The organism is Pseudoalteromonas rubra (assembly GCF_005887115.1).
GTDB classification, from domain to species: Bacteria; Pseudomonadota; Gammaproteobacteria; order Enterobacterales; family Alteromonadaceae; genus Pseudoalteromonas; species Pseudoalteromonas rubra_F.
On the sequence record NZ_PNCJ01000038.1, the window covers coordinates 1 to 24,914 of the forward strand.

A 24,914-nucleotide genomic window follows, 5' to 3' on the forward strand; every position below is an offset into this window, starting at 1 on the left:
TTAGGAATGGGTGTCTCTCGAACGCACTCATTGGACACCTTGCCAAACAGGAAAAAAATGAGTCTAATGATACGTATAAAGAACGTTTTTCGGGCAGGGAATGAGTCACGTTGTAACGGTTTAGGTCACAAACGGTTGAAAGTAAAAGTTACTCATCAATATCAAATCCCCATAGCATAACTACACCAGCCGGATGCGCCGTGTAGGGAGTGGCCCAGTTCAATAAGCGATTATGCGTACTGCGTACGTATAAATACTCAAGCGTTATATTTTATGGAGACATAGGTGTTAAAATGAGAAAAGACTTGATTTTGGCCATTTTATGTTTGGGTGTTATTTCTAATGTTAATGCCCTTGAAGTGAAAAGCGCTACGGTGATTTCAATTCAATCATACACAAATGGCACTGTTGGAGTAATCACCAACAATCAAGATGTTGGCCCAAGCTCCTGCAGAAGCAAAGCAAAATATATCGTTCCAGAAAAAGAGCATGGTACCAGTAATGTTTTAAGCGTTTTGTTAACTGCGAAGGCGACCTCAAAACCGGTCACGATTAATGTGCATGATACCGAATGTAGCTCTGGCTATCCTAAAATAACGAGCGTTGTTCTGGAGTAAATATAAAATACAAATATACCGACACTCAATATTGCCCGTTCCTTTTATTGGCTTATACTGGATAAGTATGATCAAGAGGTTTTGTTCAATTTAGGAATGGATGTCCGCAAATAACACGTAAACCATACCAGCTGGATACGGCGTGCAGATAGCGGCCCAGTTCAACAAGTGATTATACGTACGCATGAATACTGAAGCGTTAGTGCTGCCTCATAAGAACAGTATTTGGTCAGTTTAGGAACTGAGAATGGAAAATAATTCAGATCAAGCTAGTAACTATAAAGACAAACAAATTGAGAGAATGAATAAGTTTGTTGTCAATGGAACTGACTCTTTAGGTTATAAAATAGAAAAGGTTCTTGCAAAAGGTGATGAGTATGTTATCTACGAGGTGGCAGGGCTTCCTATACAAGAATCGATCCGAATATATATAGATACTTTAAAGGAAGTTGATGAAGAGCCAGTCGAAAGAGTAAACGAGATAAAGCCTCATTTCGATGAGTTCTTATCTGTATTATTTAAATACGACTGTGATTCATCGTATAAAAAGAGAGCGTCGAATGCTGTTGCTATGGCAATTAACGGCAAGCTCGAAGAAGCTAAAGCACTATTCGAAAAGATAAAGTCTGATGCAACACAGGAGTACACTGAAAAGATACTAGGGCGATTCTCGTATCAAAGTGGAGCGTTACTATTATCTATAATCCTTATACTAGTCCTAGGGTTAAGTCATCTCAATGGGTTCAGCCAATCCGATGCTAAAATAGTTTGGGATGTTTCTTTGGCTGCAATCTTCTCCTCTTTCGGTGGCTTTTTGTCGATATCACTGCGCTTAAAGGATATAACAATCGATAGAGGGTTAAATCGTTTCACATATCTGCTAATGGGGTCTTTACGGGCTATCATATCTGTCGTGGGTGGTGTTTTGATATTCTTTGTTGTTAAGTCAAATCTCGCATTCGGGTTTTTAAACTCTGATGACGGGGGAGTGTGGGGAGTTATGGTTTTTTGCTTTCTTGCAGGTTTTAGTGAAACCTTGGTTCCAAATACACTTAAGAGCCTTGAATCAAAGAGTCAAAGTACTAACAAGGAATTCCACCGGACTGGTCAGTGAATTCTGCGTTAGCTGTATTGAGAAAACCGTTTATATCCTATTGTTTTGTGGAGACAACCACTCCAATCCGATGCAGCTCCAAGTTGAACCTGCCGAAGTATGGCCTACCAGCTTTAGAATGTGTGTTTGCTAGTCCTTCTTGAGGAAGAACATGGACAGCCAGCGTTATATTTTCCTGCTATAGGTTTATGCTGAATAATTATGAGCAGGCGAGCTTGTTCAACTTGGAAACAGGTGTCCGGAAATAACATGCTCATTAAAAGCAAATTCCCACAGTATAAACAACATGAGCCGGATAAGGTTTGCAGTTATCGTCCCAGTTCAACAAGCGATTATACGCACGTATGAATACTAAAGCGTTAACAAGATGGAGTTATTAGTGCGTTGAAGTACATTTACATAATTATGGGTGGTCTTTTTTTAGGAATGCTCTTCAGCTTTGTACCGTTGGAGCTGGTGTTTATCACGGGTGTTGTTTGGCTCCCAATATATATATTCCTTGAATGGAGAGGGTATCGAAAACGAAATTCTGTAAAACCTCTTTTGCAACGCACAGCTTTAGCAACCAGCTTTGTCCTGATTTGTATCTATGCCCCAACTAAATATATGAACACTGAAATTGATCTAAAGGGCATTGGTAAGGTAAAACTTGGTGAATTCTATAAATTGGAAAACCGAGAGTTAACCTATTTTCGGTTTCCAGAAGAGTTAGCGAGCAAAGAAATCACATTTCCACATCAAGTCATGCAATTAAAAGATGTAATTGAGCTTGTGGAAAGAGAGACCGGACTGACCCATGCGCTTGGTTATTGTGGTACAGGTTGTACTATCATTAATGGGTGTGGACCGATCGGTGCCATACATTTTGGCAAAGAAAGCAACAGCGGTTAAGACAAGCAGGCAAGAGTTTTTTTGTAGAGACACCTATTACTAAATACTCTTTTTTATCAAAGAGCTATGTGAGAAGGTGAATTTGTGAATTGAAGAATGGATGTCTGCTAATTTGGCATTCGATTGATAGCGACATAATCGAAGAGTGGCATTTCGCGCAAGCTTAGTGAACTGCCAATTACCCCTTAGCAAAACATTAGCACTTAAAGTCGATAGAACCCAGGACGAAAAATAGTGAAAATAGACGGATCAGAATTTCTTCTTAAGACAAGAACAGTAACTAGACCTTTAGTGCATTGGAATTACTTCTTGTCACTTGAAAATGATTATGTGAATTTCAGCAGATACTTAGAGTTTTGCACTAATAATTATGGTGCGTATTCTATCGAAGCTGGACGCCTGCTAATGGCTGCCACGCAGGAATGTGACGTTTTGCTCAAGCAGTTAAGCTCTAGTGGTTCTTCAAATGAAGGCGGGTACAGAAATGAGATTCCATCATTATTCTCGGGTTTCACTTCACATCGAGTAGCAATCCCACGGTTTAACTTAAAGTTTCAACCTTTTCAAAGCTGGGATGGCCCCTCACCTCAAACACCGGATTGGTGGACGGCAAATAATAAATTCAAGCATCAAAGGCATGAACTGTTTGAGCAGGCATCCTTAAAAAACGCCCTAAATGCTATTTCTGCACTCCTTCTGTGCAACATATATTTCTATCACAATGAAGAGCAGCTGAATGAAATACAGCCAACATCTCAGCTTTTAGTGGCTGAGGGTCTAATGGCTAGTCTAGAGCCTACACAAACAGGGTTAGCTCCAAACTACCGAGTATGAGTGTTAACTAAGCCAGCCAGAGGGACCAAAAAGCCACCGCTTCTCTCTGGTTTTTCGCCCCTTGCTGGCGGCGTCATTGCTGATTTCATGTCAGTTGCTTTTCTAAAACAGAGCTCGGAACAAAGCTATCTAAAAATTGAAGGTAGTCATTCATTTTCTCTAATAAGTTACAGGTTACACTTTTTGGGTGCAGGTATTGTCTGTTTGTTCGCTTGTAAATTAAAAGTGTAATTGGTTTTTAACGTGTTATATAAGAAATTAATTAATCAATGGACGCAAAAAAGCCGGCTTGTGCTCATTCTTAGCTTAGTTTAGTCTGCTATTTTACGCCGTTTGTTTTCGCTCTTATAAGCTTAGGAGAATCTATGCGTATATGGTTAGTAATGCTTTTGATGTTCGCTTTTTCAGTTAATGCTGAAGAGGTCATCTGCGCTTACAATGATAGTTCTACATATGAACTAGAAGTGTTTAAAAATTGCGGTAGCTTGGGCTCCGACGGCTTACTAAAGGTAAATCCAGATTTACTGCCCAAAGTTCGTTGGCATAAATTTGGCATGAGTTGCATAAACGTACGTGGTGAAGGGTGGTTTTTTCTCAATCAAAACGGACTAGCGCGCGGTGCGCCATTCTTACAGGATAACGATTGTAATCCGTTCTCAGAGGGACTTGCTGTGGGTATATCTAACGGAAAAATTGTCTATTACGATCAAGTATTATCAATCATAAAAAAGACAGATTACACATGGTCCGGCAGCTTCCATAAAAAGCACGCCAAAGTTTGCAAAGGAACTCTAATAAGAGAATACGACGCATCAGGGGAGCACTATTCACTCACTGGTGGAAATTGTGGTTATATTAATAGAGAGTTTGAGGTAGTCGTGCCTACTGTATTTGACTTTCAAAGCACGCCGGTGCCAGAAGGCTTATAACAAGCCGATTAAAAATGAACAAATAATCAATTGGTTTAGGGCGGCATAGTGCCAGAGTATAACCAATTGATTTAATGCCTCTTACCGGGCACTGGGGGAGCCTTGCAACTCCACTCAACCCAATACTACTCATTCGTAGATTAGCAAAGCCAGCGTTTGAGTCAGGTTATCGTTGTTTTAGTGATCCAGTATTCAAGCTTTTCGGCAACTTTGGCAGATTCTATGGGCTTGGTTATGTAATCATCCATACCTGCATCCAGGCATTTTTGTTTGTCGCCTTGCATGGCATTGGCGGTCATGGCGATGATAGGAATATCTGCCTGAAGACTTCCAGCCTGTGCCGAACGAATACAGCGGGTTGCCTCATAGCCATCCATTTTCGGCATCTGGCAATCCATCAGTACAATAGTGTATGGAGTTGAGTCATCAGCATCGCGCAATTTATCTAATGCTTCATACCCGTTTTCGGCAATGTCAGTTGATACCCCTAAATGCTCTAAGATACGTACAGCTACAATTTGATTCACTTTGTTATCTTCAACGAGTAAAACGCGGGTGTGTTTTGTCCAGCAAGGGGCTGAAATATCGCTATCAGTATGGGGATTTTGAATGGCTGCACTGTCAGGAACAGCCTCAGTATTGGCCTTTACGGTAGACAACGCCTTGATGAGGTCGCTTTGTGTTGCTGGTTTGGTGAAGTATCCGTCCAGCTGTTCTGAGCTGGATTCAATGGCTTCGAACTGTTCATCCAGCAGTGTCATCATGATCAGTTTTAGACGGCTATGTTCAGCGTTTCTCCGTATCTCACAGGCCATCAACTCGCTACTCATGGTTGGAAGTGAGCGGTTAAAAAAGACAATATCTATGGTGTTGTCAGCGAGTACTTGCAGTGCAATTTCTGCGTTCTTTGCCACACTCACCTTAACCTGCCAAAGTTCAAGTTGCTTTGTGATGGCTCGATTACTGGATGTGTCCGGGTCGACCAACAGCGCACGAATATTCATAGAATCAAATGTCGGTAAATTCTGCTGAGCCTGGTCGCTTTTGGATACCAGACAAGTAAATTCAAAGCTGCTTCCAATACCCACTTTACTAGAAACGTAAACATCTCCCCCTAACAGCTGGCAAAGCCTTCTCGTTATGCTCAGCCCAAGTCCGGTACCGCCATATTTTCTGGTGGTTGATGCATCAACCTGGGTGAAGGAATCAAACAGACTCGAGAGCATGGCTTCTGGAATGCCTATCCCGGTGTCCTGGATCTGACAACTGAGAGTGTACTGGCCATCACTGGCTGACGGGTTTAACGAGGCAGAAATGATAATTTCGCCTTCCTCTGTAAATTTAATGGCGTTACTGAGGATGTTAGCTGCAATTTGCCTGATCCTGCCAGGGTCGGAATTAATAATGTTTGCGTCAATGCCCGTCAGATCCAAAACAAGGCCGATCCCCTTTGTTTGTGCTGCAAGCGCCATGGATTCTGCAAGCTGTTCAAACAGCTGCCTGACATCAAAGTCAATGAATTCCAGCTCCAGTTTATCGGCCTCAATTTTTGAAAAATCAAGAATGTCGTTAATGAGGCTGAGTAAGGAGTGTGCACTGTTGCTGGCAATGCCTACCGAGTGTTCTTGTTCGGGTGTTAACTCGCTGTGTTTAAGTAGCTCTAACATACCCAGTACGCCATTCATGGGCGTTCTGATCTCGTGACTCATATTGGCCAAAAACTCAGATTTAAGCCGGGTGGCTTCTTCCGCTTTTTTCAATGCAGCCTCAAGCTCCGTGGCTTGCGACTTTAATGAGGCGGTTTTCTCAGAGACCTGCTCCTCAAGTTGGATCACAAACTGCTTCTGGCGGTCTATCTCTGCTTTTTGAAATCTGGTACGTAAGTAGATCACGCTAAAGATAACCAGAGCACACGCTAATGCATACAAAGTGTAGGCCCACCAAGTTTTCCACGGAGGCGGAGACACGTGCAGGTTAACAGACAGAATGCTTGAGCCCCATTCACCACGGCTGTTGGTTGCTTTTACCTGAAAGGTATAATGCCCGCCATCTAAGTTAGTGAAAGTAGCACTATTACGGTTGCCTATTTCTATCCAGTTGTCATCGTAACCTTCAAGCTTATAGGCATACAGGTTCTTATTGGGAGAGATAAAGTCCAGAACTGAAAACTCCAGAGAAAAAATGTAATCAAGGTATGTAAGATAAATATCAGTCACATAGGAATAGGGTTTATCCAGCTTAACGGGCTGCCCCATTTTGTTAAAGCCCGTCAGGATCAGCGCAGGATCTTTTTGGTTAGCCTGCAAAGGGCTTGTACTAAAGTATTCAATGCCACGCTGACTGCTGGTAAATAAGAGATCGTGCTTACCTTTAACCAGGCTATCCGGATAATAATTTAGTCCGAGCAGCCCATTGTGGCTGTCAAAATTAGTGACTTTACCATCTGCTGGAGAAAACTTGGTGATGCCTCTATTGGTGGTTAGCCATAAATTCCCCCGCATGTCATCCGAAATCGCACGGATCAGGTTGCTGGGCAGGCCATTTTGCATACTAAAATGCGCAAAGTTATTGGTCTGAGCCTGATAGAGGTTAAGACCCTGCTGAGTGGCAATCCAGATTTGCCCGTCCTGAGTTTGATGAATATCCTGAACGATACTCCCAAGCAGGCTGTCTTCCCGGTAAATATTGTTTGTAAAGGGCTGAAATATTTGCTCTTTTTCAAGCCACAGATTAACGCCATTGCCAGTGCCGACCCACATATTCTGCGAGTTATCTTTATATATTGTCAGTACTTCTGGGTGAGATAAGCCATAGGAGGGATCAAGATGTCTGAAGGTGCCTGTATCGGGGCTGTAAATATAGACCCCATTTTTGTATGTGCCTATCCACAGATCGCCTTGCTTATCGACAGCGAGTGCTCTGATTTCTCTAAATTCTCGGTAGTTAAGGTCATCTTTGGGGTAACGAATCAGCTCTGCTTCTAGCGAGTCTAAATTAAATTTCGCTAACCCTTCGTCTTGTGCAATCCATAAATTACCCTGTGTGTCGAGATGCAAAACCGGACGCTCTAACAGCCTGTTTTCATCAAACCCATTAGATTCGTTAAAAATTGGCCCAGACAGAGTGCGCAGAGTTTGTGAGGACACGTCCCATTTAAGCAGGTGTGATTCGGAGTTAACCACGAGTAAATCCCCGTTGTTGTCGGCAGTAATACCATTGGGGGCCTGCAGTTTTGAGCTGTTAATTGACTTAAATTTGCGATGAGGCACCAGTTTGAAAATGCCATGCACTTCATTGGTTATCCAGAGCGTTCTTGCACTGTCTTCAAAAATAATTCTCATGCCATGACTATGTTCAAGGTCTAGCTGTACTAACTCATTACTTGAAGGGTTTTTTCTGAATACGCCTTTACTGGTAACAAACCAGATATAGCCTTCCTGATCTTCAATCATGGAGTTTACCTGGCCAAGGTGGCTACCATCTGGCGGTCCGATTTCGGTAAAGTCGGCACTTTCTGGGTCAAATTTGAATGGTCCTTGTTGCGTGCCCACATAAAGCTGATTGTCAGACGCCTTTAAGATGTGGCGTATTTCATTTGTGCCGGTTGGGGTGATATTGGCAGAGTCGGGAAAAAAGTAATGGAAGCTTTGGGTCGCTTTGTCATACAAATTTAGTCCGTAACTGGTTGCAATCCAGATACGGTCCTTGCCGTCGTTTTCAATATCCCAGATCCGGTTATGAGAAAGGCCAGTGGCCGACTCAGAAGTTTTCCTGATGTGTTCAAACTTACCTTGCCCTAAGTATCGGTTGAGACCACTATCATAAGAGCCCAGCCAGATAGTACCGTCCAGATCGTGATATAAAGACTGGATCCTGTTGGCGGAAATTGAATCGGCTTGCTTGGGGTCGTGAAGGAAATTTTCAAACTTTCCTGTTTTTGGATCATATCGATTCGCGCCGCCACCCCAGGTCCCGATCCAAATGTTTCCATTTCTATCCAGCATCAGGTTTCCGGCGTCATTATGAGACAGGCCCCCTGCATTCTTGCCATCAAACTCAAACAGGGTGACTTTGCGACCATCGTAGCGCATCACCCCGTTTTCGGCCGTACCAAACCAGAGTAGCCCTTGTTGGTCTTGAATAATGGAATAAATTTCTGACGAGACAAACCCGTCTTCAGCTGTCAGTTTTTTCAGTGAGTATTGATTGGCGAGTAAGGGAATATTGCCAAAGCAAAGCACAGGTATGACAGCCATCAAGACCAGGAGCGTATGTATTACAATTGACTGTCTACCCAAATGCATGATTGGCAACCATGAAAAAGACTTTAAAAATAGAGCTCGTGTTAATAGGCTAGTTGAATTTGTGAGCGATTTCTACGTATTTAGCTGTTTATGCAGTTAAAATTTTATTGCGTAAGCAAGTCTTTTTATTCAAAAAGCATTTTGCTTTAACCAATGAGGCGAATGCAAATGGCTGAGCTGCAGTTCTCAGGCGTGTATTACTCGTAGGTAAAGGGCGACGAGTCGCCCTTGCTTAGGTCAGCTCGCTGAGAAATTGTTCCATCGCTTCGCGCATTTTAAATTTTTGCAGCTTTCCGGTGACTGTCATAGGATAAGTGTCGACAATACGTATGTGTTTAGGGATTTTAAAATAGGAGAGTTTGTCTTTTAGGTATTCCCGCACAGCTTCTTCATCGGCATAATGTTCCGGCTTGAGCTGCAGCCAGGCACACACTTCCTCACCGTACTTTTCATCGTGGATCCCAAATACTGCGGCATCCTGAATGTCGGGATGATGATACAGCACTTCTTCTATCTCTCTTGGGTAGATGTTTTCGCCGCCACGGATGATCATGTCTTTGATGCGTCCGACGATGGCAACATAACCCTCGTCATCCATCACACCCAAATCGCCCGAGTGCAGCCAGCCGTCAGCATCTATGGTTGCCTGAGTTTTTGCGTCATCCTGCCAATAGCCCAGCATGACACTGTATCCGCGAGCACAGACCTCGCCTGGTATTCCTTTGGGGGTAAGTTCGCCACTTTCATCGACGATTTTCACCTCTGTATGGGCAATGGCCCGACCGACTGTTGTGACCCGTTTTATCAAAGGGGCCGACACGTCAGTAATATGGTTAATAGGGCTGCATTCAGTCTGGCCATAGCCAATTAAGATGTCGGTCATGTGCATTTTGGTCTGAACATCTCGCATGACCTTTTCCGGACAGGTGGCACCGGCCATAACCCCGGTTCTGAGAGAACTCAGGTCGAAATGATTGAATTGCTCGTGCTCCAGTTGCGCGATAAACATGGTGGGTACGCCATGTAATGCAGTACATTGCTCAGCCTCGACAGTTTGTAGTGTCAAAAGCGGATCAAAAGCGTCATTGGGGAACACTGCACAGGCCCCCTGACTAAGACACACCAAATTGCCCAGCACCATGCCAAAGCAGTTATATAGCGGCACCGGGATACAGAGTTTATCATGCTCTGTCAGCTGCATAGTCTGCGCGACCAGGTTGGCATTATTGAGAATATTTCGGTGGGTTAATGTTGCGCCTTTGGGATTGCCGGTTGTCCCCGAGGTAAACTGGATATTGATAGCGTCGTTGGGGTTTAGTCTGGGCCCGATAGTGCGCAGGGTGTCATAATCTTGTTCTGAGGCGAGTGCAAGCAACCGCTTGAAATCAAACAGTCCTGCCGGGGTCGATTCTCCATGTTGTGGAATAACCACAACATGGGTCAGCTCTGGTAGTCTGGGTGCGTACAGATCACCAAAAGTGCAGTCTTCCAGGCCCGGGGCAAGCTCATTAAGCATATCGACATAGTTACTATGTTTGAATTGAGAGGCCATGATGAGCATTTTGCAGCCGACATTATTGAGCGCAAACTCCAGCTCGGCAGGGCGGTATGCGGGGTTTAGGCACACCATAATGGCGCCAATCCGCGCGGTGGCAAATTGCACCAGCGACCATTCAAGATTATTGGGTGACCAGAGTCCAACTCTGTCGCCAGGCTGGATCCCACAGTGCAATAGCGCAGCAGCCAGCTCGTCAATACGAGCCAGATACTCACGATAGTTAAGACGCTGTTGCTGGTGGCACACAACAATCGCTTCACGGTCCCCAAACTGCTCGACAATATGCTCAAGATAGCCGCCAATGGTTTGCTCAAGTAAAGGTGTGTCAGAGGCGCCACGATGATAGCTGAGGGTTGGCTTGATTGCTGATGTTGTCATGATCTTTTCCTTGTTGTTGTCATTACCTGCGGGCACACCCATGAAATCACTAAAGGTGCTTAAACCGTAATAAGCTATAACCCAAAGAAATAGTAAAGTTTACCCCATTGCAAGCCAGAGCCGACGAAATGACATGAAATTAGACTAAAGGCTAACAGAACATTATACGTCACCGAAAAAGGGGCAACTACAACTTGAATTGCTGCTTCAATGACCCTATATGCAAATTTGGCGTCTTGACGAGCCAGCCTCTTCAGACTGTGCTCAGATGCGCCAACAAATACAACAAATCACTTTCATCTCAATAGCTTTGTATTAGGAGGCCAAATGCTTACGGTGCGTGATTTATCCCGTCGTTACGGGGATTTTATTGCTGTTAACAATGTCAGCTTTGACATTGAACCTGGTCAGATAGTGGGCTTGCTTGGCCACAATGGCGCAGGTAAAACCACCATTATGAAAATGCTCTCAGGTTATCTGGAGCCGAATGACGGGGAGGTGGTGTTAGATGGCATCAACCTGGCCAAAAACTCTAAGGCGTTTCAGGCAAAACTGGGTTACCTGCCCGAAAGCTTGCCAGTCTATCCGGATATGCTAGTGGCTGATTATCTGGATTTTGCAGCCAGTCTAAAAGGGTTACAGGGCAGGCACAAGAACCAACAGGTAAAACAAGCCGTCGGCGCAACCGCGCTTGAAACCCGTTTATTTTCCTCTATCTCATCTTTGTCACGTGGTTACAAACAAAGGGTCGGGGTGGCGCAGGCCCTGCTTGGTGAGCCACGCCTGCTGATCCTGGACGAACCAACCAATGGTCTGGATCCGCAACAAACACAGCAGATGAGGCACCTGATTAAGGAAGTAGCTAAACGGGCAACGGTTATATTGTCGACCCATATCATGCAGGAAGTCGAGGCCTTGTGTGACCGTGTGATATTGCTGAGCAAAGGAGAAATTCAGCTCGATAAACCACTGAGCGAGATAAAAAATTGTGCTCAGGTGGCGTTGTGTTGCGATGCAGCTCCAGCACAGCTTGGGTTTATTTCCCGTCTAAGTGGCGTGCAGCGTTTCAATCTGGTCTCACACACTGGCGATTATCATACGTATCATCTCGATCTTATGCCTGAGGCGGAGCACTCAAACGTGTGTGCTGAACTGGTTCAAAAGTTGGTACATTGTGGACTCCGAGTTTTCGAAGTCGGGCAGGTAAATCGAGACCTGGAAACCCTATTTAGCGAATATGGTCAGAAGGAGGCAAGCCATGCAGCATAATACAACGCCTTTGAGGCTGTGCTGGACAATTGCCGCTAAAGAATTGGGGCTGGTATTTTCGTCACCACTGGCATATCTGTTCTTACTGATTTTTGGTGGTGTGGCCCTGTTTACTTTCTTCTGGGCTGAGGCTTTTTTTGCCCGCAATATTGCGGATATTCGACCATTGTTTGAGTGGTTACCGATACTGATGATCTTTTTGTCATCAGCCTTTACCATGCGCCTTTGGAGTGATGAGCGTCGCACCGGTACGCTGGAATTTGTGTACACCCAGCCTCTTGGGTTGTGGCAATTCGTATTGGGCAAATTTATTGCCTGTGTGCTGTTGCTGCTACTGGCTTTGGCCATCACTTTGGTCGTGCCATTGAGTGTCTCTTTTTTGGCTGAACTGGACTGGGGTCCGGTCTGGTCCGGCTATCTGGCAACCTTATTGCTGGGCAGTGTGTATCTCAGTATTGGCTTGTTTATCTCCGCCAGAACGGATAACCCGATCATCAGTTTTATGCTCGCCACGTGTATCTGTGTACTTCTATATCTAGTGGGTAGTAAGGGGCTGACCGGTTTTTTTGGTCACCAGACTGCAGAAATTATGCGCTTAGTGGGAACGGGGAGTCGCTTTGAATCCATCGCTCGGGGCGTTCTGGATTTAAGAGATCTGTATTATTACTTGTCGCTGATTTTAGTCTTTTTATTGCTCAATGTGTTTGCTCTAGAGCGCGCCCGCTGGGTAGATAAACCCGTCAAGGCACATCACAAACACTGGCATCTGGGGGTTACCTTTGCCATCGCCAATTTGCTCTTTGCAAACCTCTGGTTGTACAAGTTGCCTTATTTGCGCGTTGATACCACCCAGGGCCAGCAATATTCCATTTCAACTCAGACGAAACGCTATTTAAAGCAGCTACAGGAGCCTTTGCTGATCCGCGGTTATTTCTCAGCTAAAACCCATCCTTTGCTGGCGCCGCTGGTACCACAGATGCGAGATCTGGTCGCTGAGTACGAGGTGGCAGGTGCAGGCAAAGTGCGGGTAGAGTTTATTGACCCTCAGCAAAATCCGCAGCTGGAAGAGCAGGCCAATCGTGAATACGGGATCCGGGCAATGCCATTCCAGGTTGAAGACCGTTATCAGTCTGCAATCGTGAGTTCCTATTTTGATATTCTGGTCAAATATGGGGATCAGTACCAGGTACTTGGTTTTAGAGACTTAATTGAAGTTAATGCCCGTGGTGAGAGTGATCTGGATGTGGTACTGAGAAACCCGGAGTATGATCTGACCCGCACCATTAAATCCGTGCTTGAAGATTACCGGGCTGAAGGCCAGATATTCGACATGGTGGATAAACCATTAACATTTAATGCCTACGTATCTGCGCCACAAGCGCTACCCGAGCAGCTTAATACTTTGCTTGAGGATATCAGGCAGATGATGACGAGGTATGAGGCTGACGCGAATGGCAAGCTCAGTGTGAACTATCTGGATCCGGCTGAAGACAGCGCGCTTACACAGCGTCTGGCTGAAGAGCTGGGGATGATGCCAATGCGAGCGGGTTTGTTATCCAGCGATGAATTTTACTTTTATCTGACACTCGAAAATGACGAGCAGGTAGTACAACTGGCGTTGGAAAACTTCAGTATTGAGGCCTTTGAGCGTAGCTTTGACGCTGCGGTGGAAAAGTTTGCACAGGGTCTTAATAAACACATTGCGCTGGTGATGCCGGATGCCATGTCATCATCCGGTCGATACGGGCAAAGTGCCTTTAGTCAGGTTGAGCGTTTGCTGGCCCAACAGGCCAATGTGAAACGAGAAGATTTGTCGGATGGCCATGTTGATGACAGTACCGATCTGCTGTTGTTGCTGGCGCCTGAGTCTCTGGATGAGCAAGCTCTGTTTGCAGTGGACCAGTTTATGATGCGTGGCGGGACGGTTGTAGCTGCAACCTCACCTTATCAGATTAATCTTAGTGGCCGCAGCCTGAACCTTATTGAGCACAACAGCGGCCTGCAAGCGTGGCTGGCACATCATGGTGTGAGTATACCAAAGCAGGTGATCCTGGATGAGCAACATGGCGCATTCCCGGTGCCTGTGACGCGCAGCGTTGGTGGCTTGCAGTTTCAGGAAATCCAGATGCTGGAATATCCTTACTTTGTGGATGTCCGCGCAGCGGGGCTGAACAAACAAAGCCTGATCACCCGTGGGCTTTCCCAGGTTACAGTGCCCTGGTCTTCGGGTATTGACTATCAGGGCGAAAACAACTTTGAACCTCTGTTACGTAGTTCTGAACAGGCCTGGCAGACAACACAACTGGATGTGATGCCGAGTATCAATACACAGGGAGAGGCGAGTTATCCGCAAGGCTCTCAGCGCACACAATTCGATATAGCTGCCGTCATAGAGGGGCGTTTTACTTCCTATTTTGCCGATAAACCCTTCACAAAACGTGCTGATGAGGGCGAAGAGCAAACCCAAAGCAGTGAAGCAGAACAAACTGAGTTGCAGAGTAAGCAAATGCTCCGGCATTCGCCAGAAAAAACCCGATTAATCGTGTTCAGTAGTAATGCGATGTTTAGCGATCAGGTACTCGGCTTGATTGGCAGCACCAATCAGTCGGCCTCGCTCAATAACCTGGCGCTGTTACAAAATACCCTCGACTGGGCGCTGGAAGACGATGGCTTACTAGGGATCCGGGCTCGGGGTCATTTTAACCGGACCTTACCTCCGCTCACTGAGAAAACCGCAATGCACATCGAATTGTTTAACTATGGTGTGGTTGCAAGTCTTATCCTGATCATTGCATTGGTGGCTAAAGTGCGTCGTACCAGACGCCTGGCACGTCACCAGTCTGCTTTTACGCCAGAGGAGACACATTAAATGAAAGTGATAACGTGGTTAGGCATTGGCCTGTTGTTGCAGTGTGGTGTGGCAGCGTTGCTATGGATGAATGATGGCGGTGATAGCGTCGTTACCAGCGCCTGGCAGGTTCAACAAAATGATATTACCCGGTTGGCGCTCAGCACTCAATCTGAGGAGGCTGAGCAAAGTGTTGCCCTGATCAAGTCAGGCGATAACTGGACGCTGGAGTCGCATCCGGGGTTAGCGGTTGATCAGAGTAAAGTCCAGCGTGTGCTAACTCAGCTTAGTCGTTTGTCGATGCGTTTTCCTGAGACTACCAGCCAGGCAAGCCATACGCGCTTCAAAGTAGCGCAGGACGACTATGCACTCAGGCTGGACCTGGGTGACGCAGGGCAGCTCTATGTTGGTAATACTCCAGCATTTAAGCAAGTATATGTTCGCCCGGGAGAGGGAAATGAGGTCTACCGGGTTGAGTTAAACCGCTATGACCTGAGCACTGAGCTTGAAAGCTGGCTGGAAGCTGACTTACTGTCTCTGGACGAGGTTAGTCGGATCCGTGTTGGCGATTCGCAGCTCATTAAACAAGAGGAACGCTGGGCGCTGCGCAAAGCGGGTGAAGAGCTGAGCGACTCACTGGATACCGACAGCCTGAAGGCGGCATTAAGGACGCTCGAGACTTTGCGTGTTGGTGCTGTGAGTCAGGCAAGTTTGGAGGTTGTGGCCAGCTTTGAAGCCGGTGATGACGACATGTTGTCTCGTTATGAGCTGGCCCGGAAGAATGACCAGTATTGGGTTCGCAAAGCGGGCATTGAGGGCTACTGGTTCAAATTACCTCAAAGCGACTTTACGGCGCTGCAACCTTTAAGCGATCCTGAGCAACTGTTGGTTTCTGATAATCCTCAACAAAACGCTTCAGAGCAAACGTCAGACTAACCTTTTTGTCTGCATAAGCAAAAGCGCCGGTGCTCTTTGAGTCACCGGCGCTTTTATACGTTCAGGCAGCTTATGCCAAATCTTCTTTAGTATCTACGTGCTCAGCTTTATGTTGCTGCGCAATTTCTTCGCACAGCTCGTGTTTGGAGCGTTTCTCAGCCACACGTCTTGCGGTTAACCAGTAGAAGAATAGGGGCAGGAAGAACACGGCCAGGAAGGTTGCGGCAAGCATCCCCCCCATGACCCCGGTGCCTACACTATGACGCGCACCCGCACCTGCACCTGAGCTCAATACCAGCGGTACTACGCCCAGAATGAAGGCCAGCGAAGTCATAATGATAGGGCGGAATCTCAGTCGTGCTGCCTCCAGTGCAGCTGCTGCCGGACTCCAGCCTTGCTGTGTCTTCATCAGTGCATACTCAACGATCAGAATGGCATTTTTACTGGCCAGGCCAAGCAAAGTAACCAAACCAATCTGGAAGTAAACGTCGTTGGTCAGACCCGCAACCCAGATTGAGATAAGCGCACCAAAAGTACCAAAGGGCAGTGCCAGCAACACAGAAATAGGCAGTGACCAGCGTTCATACAGCGCCGCCAGGATCAAAAATACCATGACAACGGCCAGCCCCAGTGCCAGACCGGTTGTGCCTGAGCTACGCTTTTCCTGGTAGGCGGATGCCGTCCACTCAAAGGTCATGTCCGGTGGCAGAACCTGCTTAGCGATACGCTCGAACTCAGCAATGGCCTGGCCGGAGCTGTAACCGGGCGCGGCATTACCCATCAGCTTAACGGCCGACAAGTTATTGTACCTTTGCAGAGTTTCCGGACCCCGGCTGTACTCAATGTCAGTGAACGCCGAAATAGGGACCATCTCACCCCGGTTGTTTTTCACATAAATGCGGCCAACGTCTTCAGGTGACATACGGAACTCAGCTTCGGCTGACAACAGCACCTGCCAGGCACGACCAAACTTATTGAAGTCATTGACGTAGTAATTACCCAGGTTGGCGGCAAGTGCGTTGAACGCCGAGTTGATGTTCACGCCCATGGCACGCGCCTGCTCTCTGTCCATATGGACTTTCAGCTGCGGCGCATCTGGTCGCCAAAGCGTCTGAATACCAGCCAGAACTGGGCTCTTTTGCGCTTCGCCCATCAGCATCTGCATGCCTTGTTTGAGGCGCTCAGGATCAGTACCAGCTTTGTTTTGCAGGTATACCTCAAAGCCGCCGGTGGTACCCAGGCCAAAAATCGCTGGAGGGTTGAAGGCCAGTACCAGCGCTTCGTTGATCCCGGCGGTCTTCATAAACAACTCACCAACCAGAGATTTGGTATCAATTTCGCGCTCATCCCAGTGTTTCTGAGTGATGAACAGGGTCGCAGCACTGTTTTTGTAACCGCCACCGATAAAGTCAAAGCCGGTAAAGGCCACCACGTTTTCATTGGCAGGGTTAGACTGTGCAGCTGCAACCACTTCTTCCACGACTGCAGCAGTGCGCTCCAGTGAAGAGCCATCAGGCAGGAATACCGCGGCGATGTAAAAGCCCTGATCTTCATCCGGAACCAAAGATCCCGGGGTTTTTTGCCAGATAAACACGGTTGCGCCAACCATGGAGGCCATGAGTACTAGGCCAAGCAGGCCGCGGCGGATCATAAAGCTGACGGAGCCGACATAACGGCCGGTGACGCGCTGGAACCAGTTATTGAACCACAAGAAGAATCCCGCAGTCTGCTTGTGCTCATGTTTGAGGATCATCACGCAAAGCGCCGGTGTCATGGTCAGTGCAACCACACCCGACAGGCTCACCGAAATCGAGATGGTGATGGCGAATTGTCGGAATAACTCACCGGTTAATCCACCCAGGAATGCGATGGGGACGAACACCGAGCACAATACCAATACAATTGCGACCACCGGACCGCTTACTTCCTGCATTGCTTTAATAGCTGCTTCACGGGCATTCAGGTGTTGCTCGTGCATGATCCGTTCAACGTTCTCTAAAACAACGATGGCATCATCGACCACGATACCAATAGAAAGCACCATACCAAAGAGTGTCAGGGTATTAATGGAGTAACCCAACATATACAGGCCGGCAAAAGTACCCAGTAAAGAAACGGGGACGGCCAGAGTCGGGATTAAAGTCGCACGCCAGTTTTGCAAGAACAGGTATACCACTAAAAATACCAGTACCATGGCTTCAACAAGGGTGATCAGTACTTCACGAATAGAAACCTCAACAAAGCGGGTTGTATCGTATGGAATACCGTGGTCAAGCCCGACCGGAAACTGCTGACGTAGCTCAGCAATCACCGATTCAACCTCGTTCGCTACATCCAGTGCATTGGCACCTGGCTGCAGAAAAACACCCAGTAGTACCGCTTCCTTACCGTTAAAAGTACCGGCAAAGTTGTAATCTTTTGAGCCCAGCTCGACACGCGCAACATCTTTAAGGCGCAGGGTTGATCCATCCGGGTTGGCGCGGATGATAATCGCCTCAAATTCTTCAGGCGTCGACAAACGGCCCTTGGCTGTCACACTGTAAACTAGCTCCTGTGGCTGGCTGCTGGTTGGCGTGGCACCAATGGTTCCCGCTGCATACTGTGAGTTTTGCTCACGGATAGCTGCGGTGATCTCCTCGACGGTTACACCCAGCTGACTCATTAAATCAGGGCGGATCCACACACGCATAGCGTAATCTTTGGCACCAAAAATTTGTACACTGGTAGTACCGGGAATACGCTTAATGCGGTCAAGAATATTCATAGTCACATAGTTCGACGTCCACAGACTGGAGCGCGTACCGTCAGGCGAATAAAACGCATGAACCTGTAAGAAACTGGATGAGCCTTTCGCCACCACGACGCCCTGGCGACGAGTTTCTTCCGGCAAACGCGCTTCAACCTGTTTGACGCGATTGTTGACGTCGACCGCGGCCTGATCAATATCGGTGCCAATTTCGAAGGTGACAGTGATAGTGGTTGTGCCGGAGCTGGTACTGGTTGACTCCATATACATCATGCCTTCAACCCCGGTGATGGCATTTTCTATCGGTGCTGCAACCGTTTGTTCCAAGACATCGGCAGACGCGCCCGGGTAAAAGGCGGTTACCTGAACCTGAGGAGGGGCAATCTCTGGGTACTGTGCAATAGGCAGGGTGCGCATTGCTGCCAGACCTGCCAGTACAATGACAATGGAGATCACAAATGCAAATATCGGGCGATCGATAAAATACTTAGAGAACATACAATTATTCTCCTTCACCGCTCACTGAGACTGGCATTCCCGGGAAGAAGATCCGCGCCATGCCTTCAACGATCACGGGTTGGCCGGGTGTCAGGCCTTGTCGTATCACCCACATATTTTTACCATCTAAATTCACCCACTCACCCACTTCAACAGGAGCGGGTAAAGCAACCGTCATACCTTGTTCGTTCTCGGTTGCAATATAGACAAACTTACCTGTGCCGTTATCCAACACAGCTCGCTGTGGCAACACAATAGCATTGTTGCGTACCGCGCCCGACAGGCGAACGCGGACAAACTGACCCGGGCGCAGCTCGCCGTCGGGGTTATTGATGCGGGCTTGGAGCTCACTGGTCCCCGTAAAACGGTTGACACGCACATCCGAGAAGTCAACTTTTCCGGAGTGCGCATAGACAGAGCCGTCCTGCAGTACCAGGGTGGCATTGAACTTGTTGTTTTTGGGCAGGCTCAGCGTGCCATTTTCGACGTCCTGGCGCATTGCCAATTGCTCTCGCTCAGAAAAGCCGAAGCGGGCGCGCATCATGCCGGTGTCGGTCAGTTCACTCAGGAGTACAGTCGGGCCGGAGACATAGCTACCTTGGGAGACAAATTCCCGGCCCATGATACCTGAGACGGGGGCTTTTACCTGGGCATATTCCAGATCAAGCTGTGCTTCACTGAGCGCTACTTTGGCTGAGTCCAGATTTGCAATGGCCACTTCGTAGGCTGATACGGCATTATCGAAATCCCGCTTCGACACTGAACGTTCGTCTTTCAGGCGCTCAAGCCGGTCTCTTTCGCGCTTTGCCTGCGCCACATTGGCTTTGGCTGCGTTGAGTTCCGCTTCAGCTTTCTCAAGCTCCAGCTGCAATGGACGAAGCTCAATGGTAAACAAAGAGCGTCCGGCTTTAACATATTGACCTTCTTCAAAGTTTCTGGACTCAATAAGCCCCGACACACGGGCTCGGATCTCCACTTCTTTATCGCCAGCCAATGTTGCTGGCAGTTCGATATTGAATGGTACACTTTGGGTCGTGACTTTATTGATACTGACCTGTGCGGGTGGCATAGACGGACCACCCTGGCCTTGTGGCGCCTCGGAGCAGGCGGAAATTACGAGTGCAGACAATACCGCTGTTGCCAGGTGTACTACACGACTGCTTTTGTTGGCTGGATACATGTATACTCCAAATCCTGATTAAAATTTTTTATTCCTGATAAGAGACGAAATGGGCTCTCAATTATTGGGTTTACTTTTGCATTTATTCGCTGACGTGTTCACAAACCAGTCAAGTAAGTGTAGCACTGCTTTTGTAATTGCGTGTGCCCATTTAGTTACTGTAGATCTGGTCCTGAAACCAGTGAACAGGTTGTCTTGCGGCGCGCTGTCTACACCAAAACAGAGCAAACCGCGTCAGCATTAAAACACCGACTGCTGCTTACCCAAAAGGGCTTTTCAGTCAGTTGTACTGTGCTGGGATGAGTCGACAATATTGCAAGTATACGCAAGTGTATACCTAATTCCTTATCGGGTAAACGATGTAGTATACTTTTTTGATAAGTTGGTATACGAAAGTGTTTACTTTCACATTGAGGCTTTTTAAGTTAAACTACTGTTAACTTCACACAGATGTTCGAGTCGATGATCCAGCTTACTGAAAAACAACAAGCAATATTAAGTGCGGCGGTAGAAGAGTTTGCTCAGCGGGGGCTGCAGGCCACTACTATGGAAGCAATTTGTAGTGCAGCAGGGGTATCCAAACGTACATTGTACAAGCATTACGCAACAAAAGAAGCTTTGTTTGATGCAGTAGTTGTTTCGTTAATTGAAAGAATACAACCGATTACGACTATACAGTTTATCCCAAACTACGATTTTGAAATTCAGCTGCGTCACCTTGCCGACAGCGCTGTTTCTCTGCTGGCGGATGAAGACTACATCAAGCTGTCGCGCATTGTGATGATTGAATCTATGCGCTGCCAGGCTCAGGCTGACAGGCTTAATCGTAAGTTCAGTCAGTGCGAAGCTGCAATGAGCCTGTGGTTTGAAGAGGCTTACAAGGCAGGATGCCTTGGCACTTTCTCAGCACCATTTGCTGCTGCTTTTTTTTGGGGGGCGTTGAAACGGCTGACGTTTTGGGATCAGGCTATCCGCTGGCAGGCCCCCCTTGCTGAAGCGGACCTGGATGCTTTTGTGGATCAGGCCTGTCAGTTATTTTGTGGGGGCATAAAGTACGCTACGCAACAACCGACCTGAGCGTCACTATTCAACACCAATAAATCCACCGGTTTGATGTGTCCATAATTTCGCATAGATACCATTTTGTTCTAGCAGGGCATCGTGTGTGCCTTGTTCAACAATCTGGCCCTGATCCATCACTATTAGCCGGTCCATTTGTGCAATGGTCGATAAGCGGTGTGCGATCGCAATCACGGTTTTACCCGTCATCAGACTGTCTAAACTATCCTGAATCGCAGCTTCTACTTCAGAGTCAAGAGCCGCGGTTGCCTCATCCAAAATCAGAATAGGGGCATTTTTTAGCAGTACCCGTGCTATGGCAATACGCTGGCGTTGTCCGCCTGAAAGCTTGACACCGCGCTCACCCACCTGGGCATCCAGTCCGGTATTACCCAGACTGTCTTCAAGTTCTTCGATAAACTGACTCGCTTCGGCCTTACTAATGGCATCCAGCAGCTCGGCTTCACTTGCGTCGGGCCTGCCGTAAAGCACATTATCACGGACACTACGGTGAAGCAGCGCAGTATCTTGTGTGACCATCGCAATGTGAGCACGTAAGCTTTCCTGGTTCACCTTTGCAATATTTTGCCCGTCAATTTCAATGCTACCTTGCTGAACATCGTAAAAGCGCAACAGTAGATTAACCAGGGTCGATTTACCAGCGCCAGAGCGGCCAACAATGCCGATTTTTTCGCCAGGCGAGATGGTCAGGTTGAGCCCCTGAATAACAGCATGCTGATCAGCGTGTTTTTGCCGTTTGTAGGCAAAATGCAGATCGGTAAATTTTATTTCACCCTGAGTGACTTTTAATGCTGGCGCATTGGGCATATCCTGCACGTCTAATGGTCTGGCTAAGGTGTTTTTACCGTCAATGGCGGTGCCGATATTTTCAAACAAGCTAGAAACTTCCCACATGATCCACTGCGACATACCGTTAAGGCGCAAAGCCAGTGCTATTGTGATTGCAATCGCACCGCTGGTAATGGCGCTGAGTGACCAGAGATAAAGTGAGCCGGCGGCGACACTGAACACCAGAAAAAAGTTAAGCGTTTGGATACTGACGTTTAACTGGGTTGCCAGTCGCATCTGGGCATAGACAGGTTGAATGAACAGGTCCATGCTTTCTCGGGCGTAGACTTCTTCACGTTTATTATATGAGAACAGCTTCACGGTGGTGATATTCGTGTAGCTGTCAACCACACGGCCTGTCATCTGCGAGCGGGCATCGGCTTGTTTACTGGCAACCTGTTTTAGGCGGGGGACAAAATAAAACTGCATGCCTACGTACAAGGCCAGCCAAATCAGCAGTGGGATCATGAGTCTTATGTCATTGTCACTCACCAGCGCAAGCATAGCGCCAAAGTACACAATGACGTAAACCAGCACATCCAGCAGCTTCATCACCGCTTCTCGGATAGCCAGGGCCGTTTGCATGACTTTGGTTGCAATGCGTCCGGCAAATTCATCCTGATAGAAAGAGATACTTTGCTTTAGCAAATAGCGGTGGGCCAGCCAGCGTATGGCCATAGGGTAGTTACCCAGCAGGCTTTGGTGGAGCATCGCACTGTGGAAAAATACCAGGCAGGGCAGGCCAACCAAGGTGATCAAAGCCATAACCGTGAGCTCCTGGCGTTTGATTTCAAACAGCTCAGCGGGTGTGTAAGCCTGCATCCAGTCAACGAGTGTACCCATAAAACCAAACAACATCACTTCGAGCGTGGCAAGGATCGCAGCTGTCAGCGACATGAGTAGCAGTGGCCACTCCATGCCTTTGGTATAAAACCGGCAAAACGCCAGTAAGCCTTGTGGGGGTTGTGTCGCTGGTCGCGCTGGGAATGGGTCGGTGAATCGTTCGAAAAACTTGAGCATATTGCCTCCTGCATGATATCAGTGCCGAATCGACCCTGCGCGTTGATGTGGGGTGTGTTCGTCAGTTTGCTCAGAAAAAGCGCACACGCTTAGCGTACTTATAACGCAGAATACGACTGAAAACCAAGTGGCAAGTTGGAAAAAGTGAAATAAGAGAAAGTGTTAGCTGTGTGTAGTGGGATCAAAAAGCCCGGCCTATGTGCCGGGCGGGAGGGTTATTCTGCCTGTTCGGCTTCTTCATGACCATAGGTTTTACGCATGATGTAGACGTAGGCGTTATGAAACGCTTGTTCCTGATATTTTTTTAGGCCCGTATCGGCGAAATCGACAGGCACCGGATTACGCTTAAGTTGCTCTTTAACTTCAGTAGAGGACAGTAACTTGACGTCTGCGCCTTCGATAAGCTGCATCGCAGTTTCCATTTTAAAGCCGGCCGCGCTGCCCGCGAACTTGCCTTTGTGAGCACGTTGGCGAATGGCAATAGAGTCAATCTTGTAATCCTCTACCAGCTTAGCAAAATCGAAGTGGAATTTGCGCATAGCTTCTGTGTCCTGGCCAATATTGCCAAGCGTAAAGCGCGTTTGGCGAATATCGCGGATATCAAAAACGTCTTCTTCTTTGCTCAACAGGCACAGCAGGGCCTCGCTGCCGGTAATCTCTACACCGAGTGTTCTCATTGTTGGTTTCCCATTAACTGGTCAAATAAATCGTTACAGGTAAAGATCATACCACAGCTCGCGAAAGCCGAGAACTTATTGCAGCATCATTTCTATGGCAATGGCGGCATGATCGGAATAGCGGATGTCTTCTTCATCCCGTTTGGGGTCTAAGTGCGACGCGTAATTGTGATAAGTGAGGCGCCTGACTTTGCTGGTTTCATGGTTTGGGTTGAATTCTTTGGAAGCTAAAATATAGTCGAGCGTGTTGCCCGTACCCTGATAATAGTGAGTAGGTGGTTTCTGGCCAAAGCTAAGTTGATTGTCCGCCAGGCAAAAACTATCGAATAGTCCGACGCTGTTAAAGTCCTGATGGATTGCACTGGTCGGAAACTGCTGAGTCATAAAAGACAGTGCCGGGCTGGCAATATGGTCGTTAAAATCGCCCATCACTAAGGTGGCAGCGCCTTTTTCCCTTTGAGTTTTAAGTGCATCATAATAAACGATAGAGGCCTCCAGCGAGCGGGATATCTGGGACTGCATAGTGCCAACGGTCTGATGCAGCAAAGTGAGCAGCGGGTCTTCTACTGAGGCATTGCCCAGCATATGGGCCATCGAATGGACGCGTTGGGATTTAAAATGAACCGCATAGACGGTTGTCAGGCCAAAGCCAGGTAGCTCAAAGCTGCATTTGATCGGAGTCCGGTTGAACTTAAACTGGTGTTGGTTATTAAGGTATTCCAGTAACTCGGGGCAGGGCTCAAGCGGGGTGAAGCTTTTAAATGGAAATTTGCTGGCAATGGCGACAATGGGGTTAAACAGCACGTTGGGATAAACCAGATCGGGTTTGGGCGTATCGACGGTGGCAAAATAGGGCAGCCCTAAATCTTCGCACAAGGTTGCCAGTGTTTCTGGGCTAAATACTTCCTGAAACACAATCACACTGGGGTCCATATGCTGGATTAAACCTGTGATAAACTGAGTTTTGGTCAGCCATTGGGTGTCATTGTAGGATTCATCGAGCTGATAAAAAGAATAGGGGGGCGCAGCAAAGTTCAGCAAATTGAAGGATGCAAACTTGTATGTGTGTTTCTGTGCCATGGTTTTCCTCGTCATTTTACCCAAATCCCTGCTTAATCTTAGTCTTTTCCTTGCAACTCGCCACGTGAGCGTTCACAATGGGCGCTGCGTTTGAAAGTCCCCAGACTCTGTCAGTATATCACTGTTC

General features: G+C 47.3%; 16 protein-coding genes. 9 read left to right on the forward strand and 7 right to left on the reverse strand.

What is annotated here, in order from left to right; translation table 11 throughout:
• The first annotated feature begins 293 nt into the window (after nucleotides 1-293).
• The 5 genes from CWB98_RS19760 to CWB98_RS19780 all read left to right on the forward strand — a co-directional run bounded on the left by CWB98_RS19760 (nucleotide 294) and on the right by CWB98_RS19780 (nucleotide 4,385).
• Nucleotides 294-617 carry a hypothetical protein gene (locus CWB98_RS19760; protein ID WP_138546398.1) on the forward strand — a complete coding sequence of 108 codons (324 nt, stop codon included), beginning with the start codon at nucleotides 294-296 and terminating at the stop codon, nucleotides 615-617.
• Between the two features lie 247 nt (nucleotides 618-864).
• A complete protein-coding gene (locus CWB98_RS19765; RefSeq protein ID WP_138546399.1) occupies nucleotides 865-1,731 on the forward strand; it encodes a hypothetical protein in 867 nt (288 codons plus the stop codon).
• A gap of 384 nt (nucleotides 1,732-2,115) precedes the next feature.
• A complete protein-coding gene (locus CWB98_RS19770; protein WP_138546400.1) occupies nucleotides 2,116-2,622 on the forward strand; it encodes a DUF3810 domain-containing protein in 507 nt (168 codons plus the stop codon).
• A 234-nt stretch (nucleotides 2,623-2,856) separates the two neighbouring features.
• Complete coding sequence (locus CWB98_RS19775) at nucleotides 2,857-3,456, forward strand: hypothetical protein (protein WP_138546401.1); 600 nt, start codon at nucleotides 2,857-2,859, stop codon at nucleotides 3,454-3,456.
• Between the two features lie 365 nt (nucleotides 3,457-3,821).
• Nucleotides 3,822-4,385 (forward strand): hypothetical protein, encoded by a 564-nt coding sequence (locus CWB98_RS19780; RefSeq protein ID WP_138546402.1) that lies wholly within the window; start codon nucleotides 3,822-3,824, stop codon nucleotides 4,383-4,385.
• A 161-nt stretch (nucleotides 4,386-4,546) separates the two neighbouring features.
• Here the strand turns inward: CWB98_RS19780 and CWB98_RS19785 are convergent, their stop codons facing one another.
• Together CWB98_RS19785 and CWB98_RS19790 are read right to left on the reverse strand one after the other, a co-directional pair.
• Complete coding sequence (locus CWB98_RS19785) at nucleotides 4,547-8,641, reverse strand: hybrid sensor histidine kinase/response regulator (RefSeq protein WP_249364726.1); 4,095 nt, start codon at nucleotides 8,639-8,641, stop codon at nucleotides 4,547-4,549.
• Nucleotides 8,642-8,921: 280 nt separating this feature from the next.
• Entirely contained in the window at nucleotides 8,922-10,625 is a 1,704-nt protein-coding gene (locus CWB98_RS19790; RefSeq protein ID WP_138546404.1) for an AMP-binding protein, read from the reverse strand.
• A gap of 327 nt (nucleotides 10,626-10,952) precedes the next feature.
• Here CWB98_RS19790 and CWB98_RS19795 point away from each other — a divergent pair, with 327 nt between their 5' ends.
• From CWB98_RS19795 to CWB98_RS19805, 3 genes are read left to right on the forward strand one after another with little or no spacing between them, the layout of a single operon-like run.
• Nucleotides 10,953-11,894, forward strand: a complete 942-nt coding sequence (locus tag CWB98_RS19795) for an ABC transporter ATP-binding protein (RefSeq protein WP_138546405.1) — start codon at nucleotides 10,953-10,955, stop codon at nucleotides 11,892-11,894.
• Nucleotides 11,884-14,763, forward strand: coding sequence for a Gldg family protein (locus CWB98_RS19800; protein WP_138546406.1), 2,880 nt, complete (start codon nucleotides 11,884-11,886; stop codon nucleotides 14,761-14,763). Before CWB98_RS19795 ends, CWB98_RS19800 begins: the two co-directional genes overlap by 11 nt.
• On the forward strand, nucleotides 14,764-15,678 hold the full coding sequence (locus tag CWB98_RS19805) for a DUF4340 domain-containing protein (protein WP_138546407.1): 915 nt from the start codon (nucleotides 14,764-14,766) through the stop codon (nucleotides 15,676-15,678).
• 70 nt (nucleotides 15,679-15,748) lie between these two features.
• Here the strand turns inward: CWB98_RS19805 and CWB98_RS19810 are convergent, their stop codons facing one another.
• Both CWB98_RS19810 and CWB98_RS19815 read right to left on the reverse strand, forming a co-directional pair.
• Complete coding sequence (locus CWB98_RS19810) at nucleotides 15,749-18,922, reverse strand: efflux RND transporter permease subunit (RefSeq protein ID WP_138546408.1); 3,174 nt, start codon at nucleotides 18,920-18,922, stop codon at nucleotides 15,749-15,751.
• A 4-nt stretch (nucleotides 18,923-18,926) separates the two neighbouring features.
• Nucleotides 18,927-20,102 carry an efflux RND transporter periplasmic adaptor subunit gene (locus CWB98_RS19815; RefSeq protein ID WP_138546409.1) on the reverse strand — a complete coding sequence of 392 codons (1,176 nt, stop codon included), beginning with the start codon at nucleotides 20,100-20,102 and terminating at the stop codon, nucleotides 18,927-18,929.
• Between the two features lie 462 nt (nucleotides 20,103-20,564).
• On the opposite strand from CWB98_RS19815, the gene CWB98_RS19820 reads away from it, so the two are divergent.
• Nucleotides 20,565-21,179, forward strand: a complete 615-nt coding sequence (locus CWB98_RS19820) for a TetR/AcrR family transcriptional regulator (RefSeq protein ID WP_138546410.1) — start codon at nucleotides 20,565-20,567, stop codon at nucleotides 21,177-21,179.
• Nucleotides 21,180-21,185: 6 nt separating this feature from the next.
• On the opposite strand, the gene CWB98_RS19825 is transcribed toward CWB98_RS19820, so the two are convergent.
• The 3 genes from CWB98_RS19825 to CWB98_RS19835 all read right to left on the reverse strand — a co-directional run bounded on the left by CWB98_RS19825 (nucleotide 21,186) and on the right by CWB98_RS19835 (nucleotide 24,787).
• Nucleotides 21,186-23,030 carry an ABC transporter ATP-binding protein gene (locus CWB98_RS19825; RefSeq protein WP_138546411.1) on the reverse strand — a complete coding sequence of 615 codons (1,845 nt, stop codon included), beginning with the start codon at nucleotides 23,028-23,030 and terminating at the stop codon, nucleotides 21,186-21,188.
• Nucleotides 23,031-23,245: 215 nt separating this feature from the next.
• Entirely contained in the window at nucleotides 23,246-23,707 is a 462-nt protein-coding gene (locus tag CWB98_RS19830) for a DUF3010 family protein (RefSeq protein WP_138546412.1), read from the reverse strand.
• A gap of 75 nt (nucleotides 23,708-23,782) precedes the next feature.
• On the reverse strand, nucleotides 23,783-24,787 hold the full coding sequence (locus CWB98_RS19835) for an endonuclease/exonuclease/phosphatase family protein (protein ID WP_138546413.1): 1,005 nt from the start codon (nucleotides 24,785-24,787) through the stop codon (nucleotides 23,783-23,785).
• Nucleotides 24,788-24,914 lie beyond the last annotated feature (127 nt).

Excerpts from the sequence above, each read along its gene's own strand:
- CWB98_RS19760 (WP_138546398.1), top strand. The coding sequence starts at position 294 with ATGAGAAAAGACTTGATTTTGGCCATTTTATGTTTGGGTGTTATTTCT.
- CWB98_RS19765 (WP_138546399.1), top strand. The coding sequence starts at position 865 with ATGGAAAATAATTCAGATCAAGCTAGTAACTATAAAGACAAACAAATT.
- CWB98_RS19780 (WP_138546402.1), top strand. The coding sequence starts at position 3,822 with ATGCGTATATGGTTAGTAATGCTTTTGATGTTCGCTTTTTCAGTTAAT.
- CWB98_RS19785 (WP_249364726.1), bottom strand. The coding sequence starts at position 8,641 with ATGGCTGTCATACCTGTGCTTTGCTTTGGCAATATTCCCTTACTCGCC.
- CWB98_RS19790 (WP_138546404.1), bottom strand. The coding sequence starts at position 10,625 with ATGACAACATCAGCAATCAAGCCAACCCTCAGCTATCATCGTGGCGCC.
- CWB98_RS19795 (WP_138546405.1), top strand. The coding sequence starts at position 10,953 with ATGCTTACGGTGCGTGATTTATCCCGTCGTTACGGGGATTTTATTGCT.
- CWB98_RS19800 (WP_138546406.1), top strand. The coding sequence starts at position 11,884 with ATGCAGCATAATACAACGCCTTTGAGGCTGTGCTGGACAATTGCCGCT.
- CWB98_RS19805 (WP_138546407.1), top strand. The coding sequence starts at position 14,764 with ATGAAAGTGATAACGTGGTTAGGCATTGGCCTGTTGTTGCAGTGTGGT.
- CWB98_RS19810 (WP_138546408.1), bottom strand. The coding sequence starts at position 18,922 with ATGTTCTCTAAGTATTTTATCGATCGCCCGATATTTGCATTTGTGATC.
- CWB98_RS19815 (WP_138546409.1), bottom strand. The coding sequence starts at position 20,102 with ATGTATCCAGCCAACAAAAGCAGTCGTGTAGTACACCTGGCAACAGCG.
- CWB98_RS19820 (WP_138546410.1), top strand. The coding sequence starts at position 20,565 with ATGATCCAGCTTACTGAAAAACAACAAGCAATATTAAGTGCGGCGGTA.
- CWB98_RS19825 (WP_138546411.1), bottom strand. The coding sequence starts at position 23,030 with ATGCTCAAGTTTTTCGAACGATTCACCGACCCATTCCCAGCGCGACCA.
- CWB98_RS19830 (WP_138546412.1), bottom strand. The coding sequence starts at position 23,707 with ATGAGAACACTCGGTGTAGAGATTACCGGCAGCGAGGCCCTGCTGTGC.
- CWB98_RS19835 (WP_138546413.1), bottom strand. The coding sequence starts at position 24,787 with ATGGCACAGAAACACACATACAAGTTTGCATCCTTCAATTTGCTGAAC.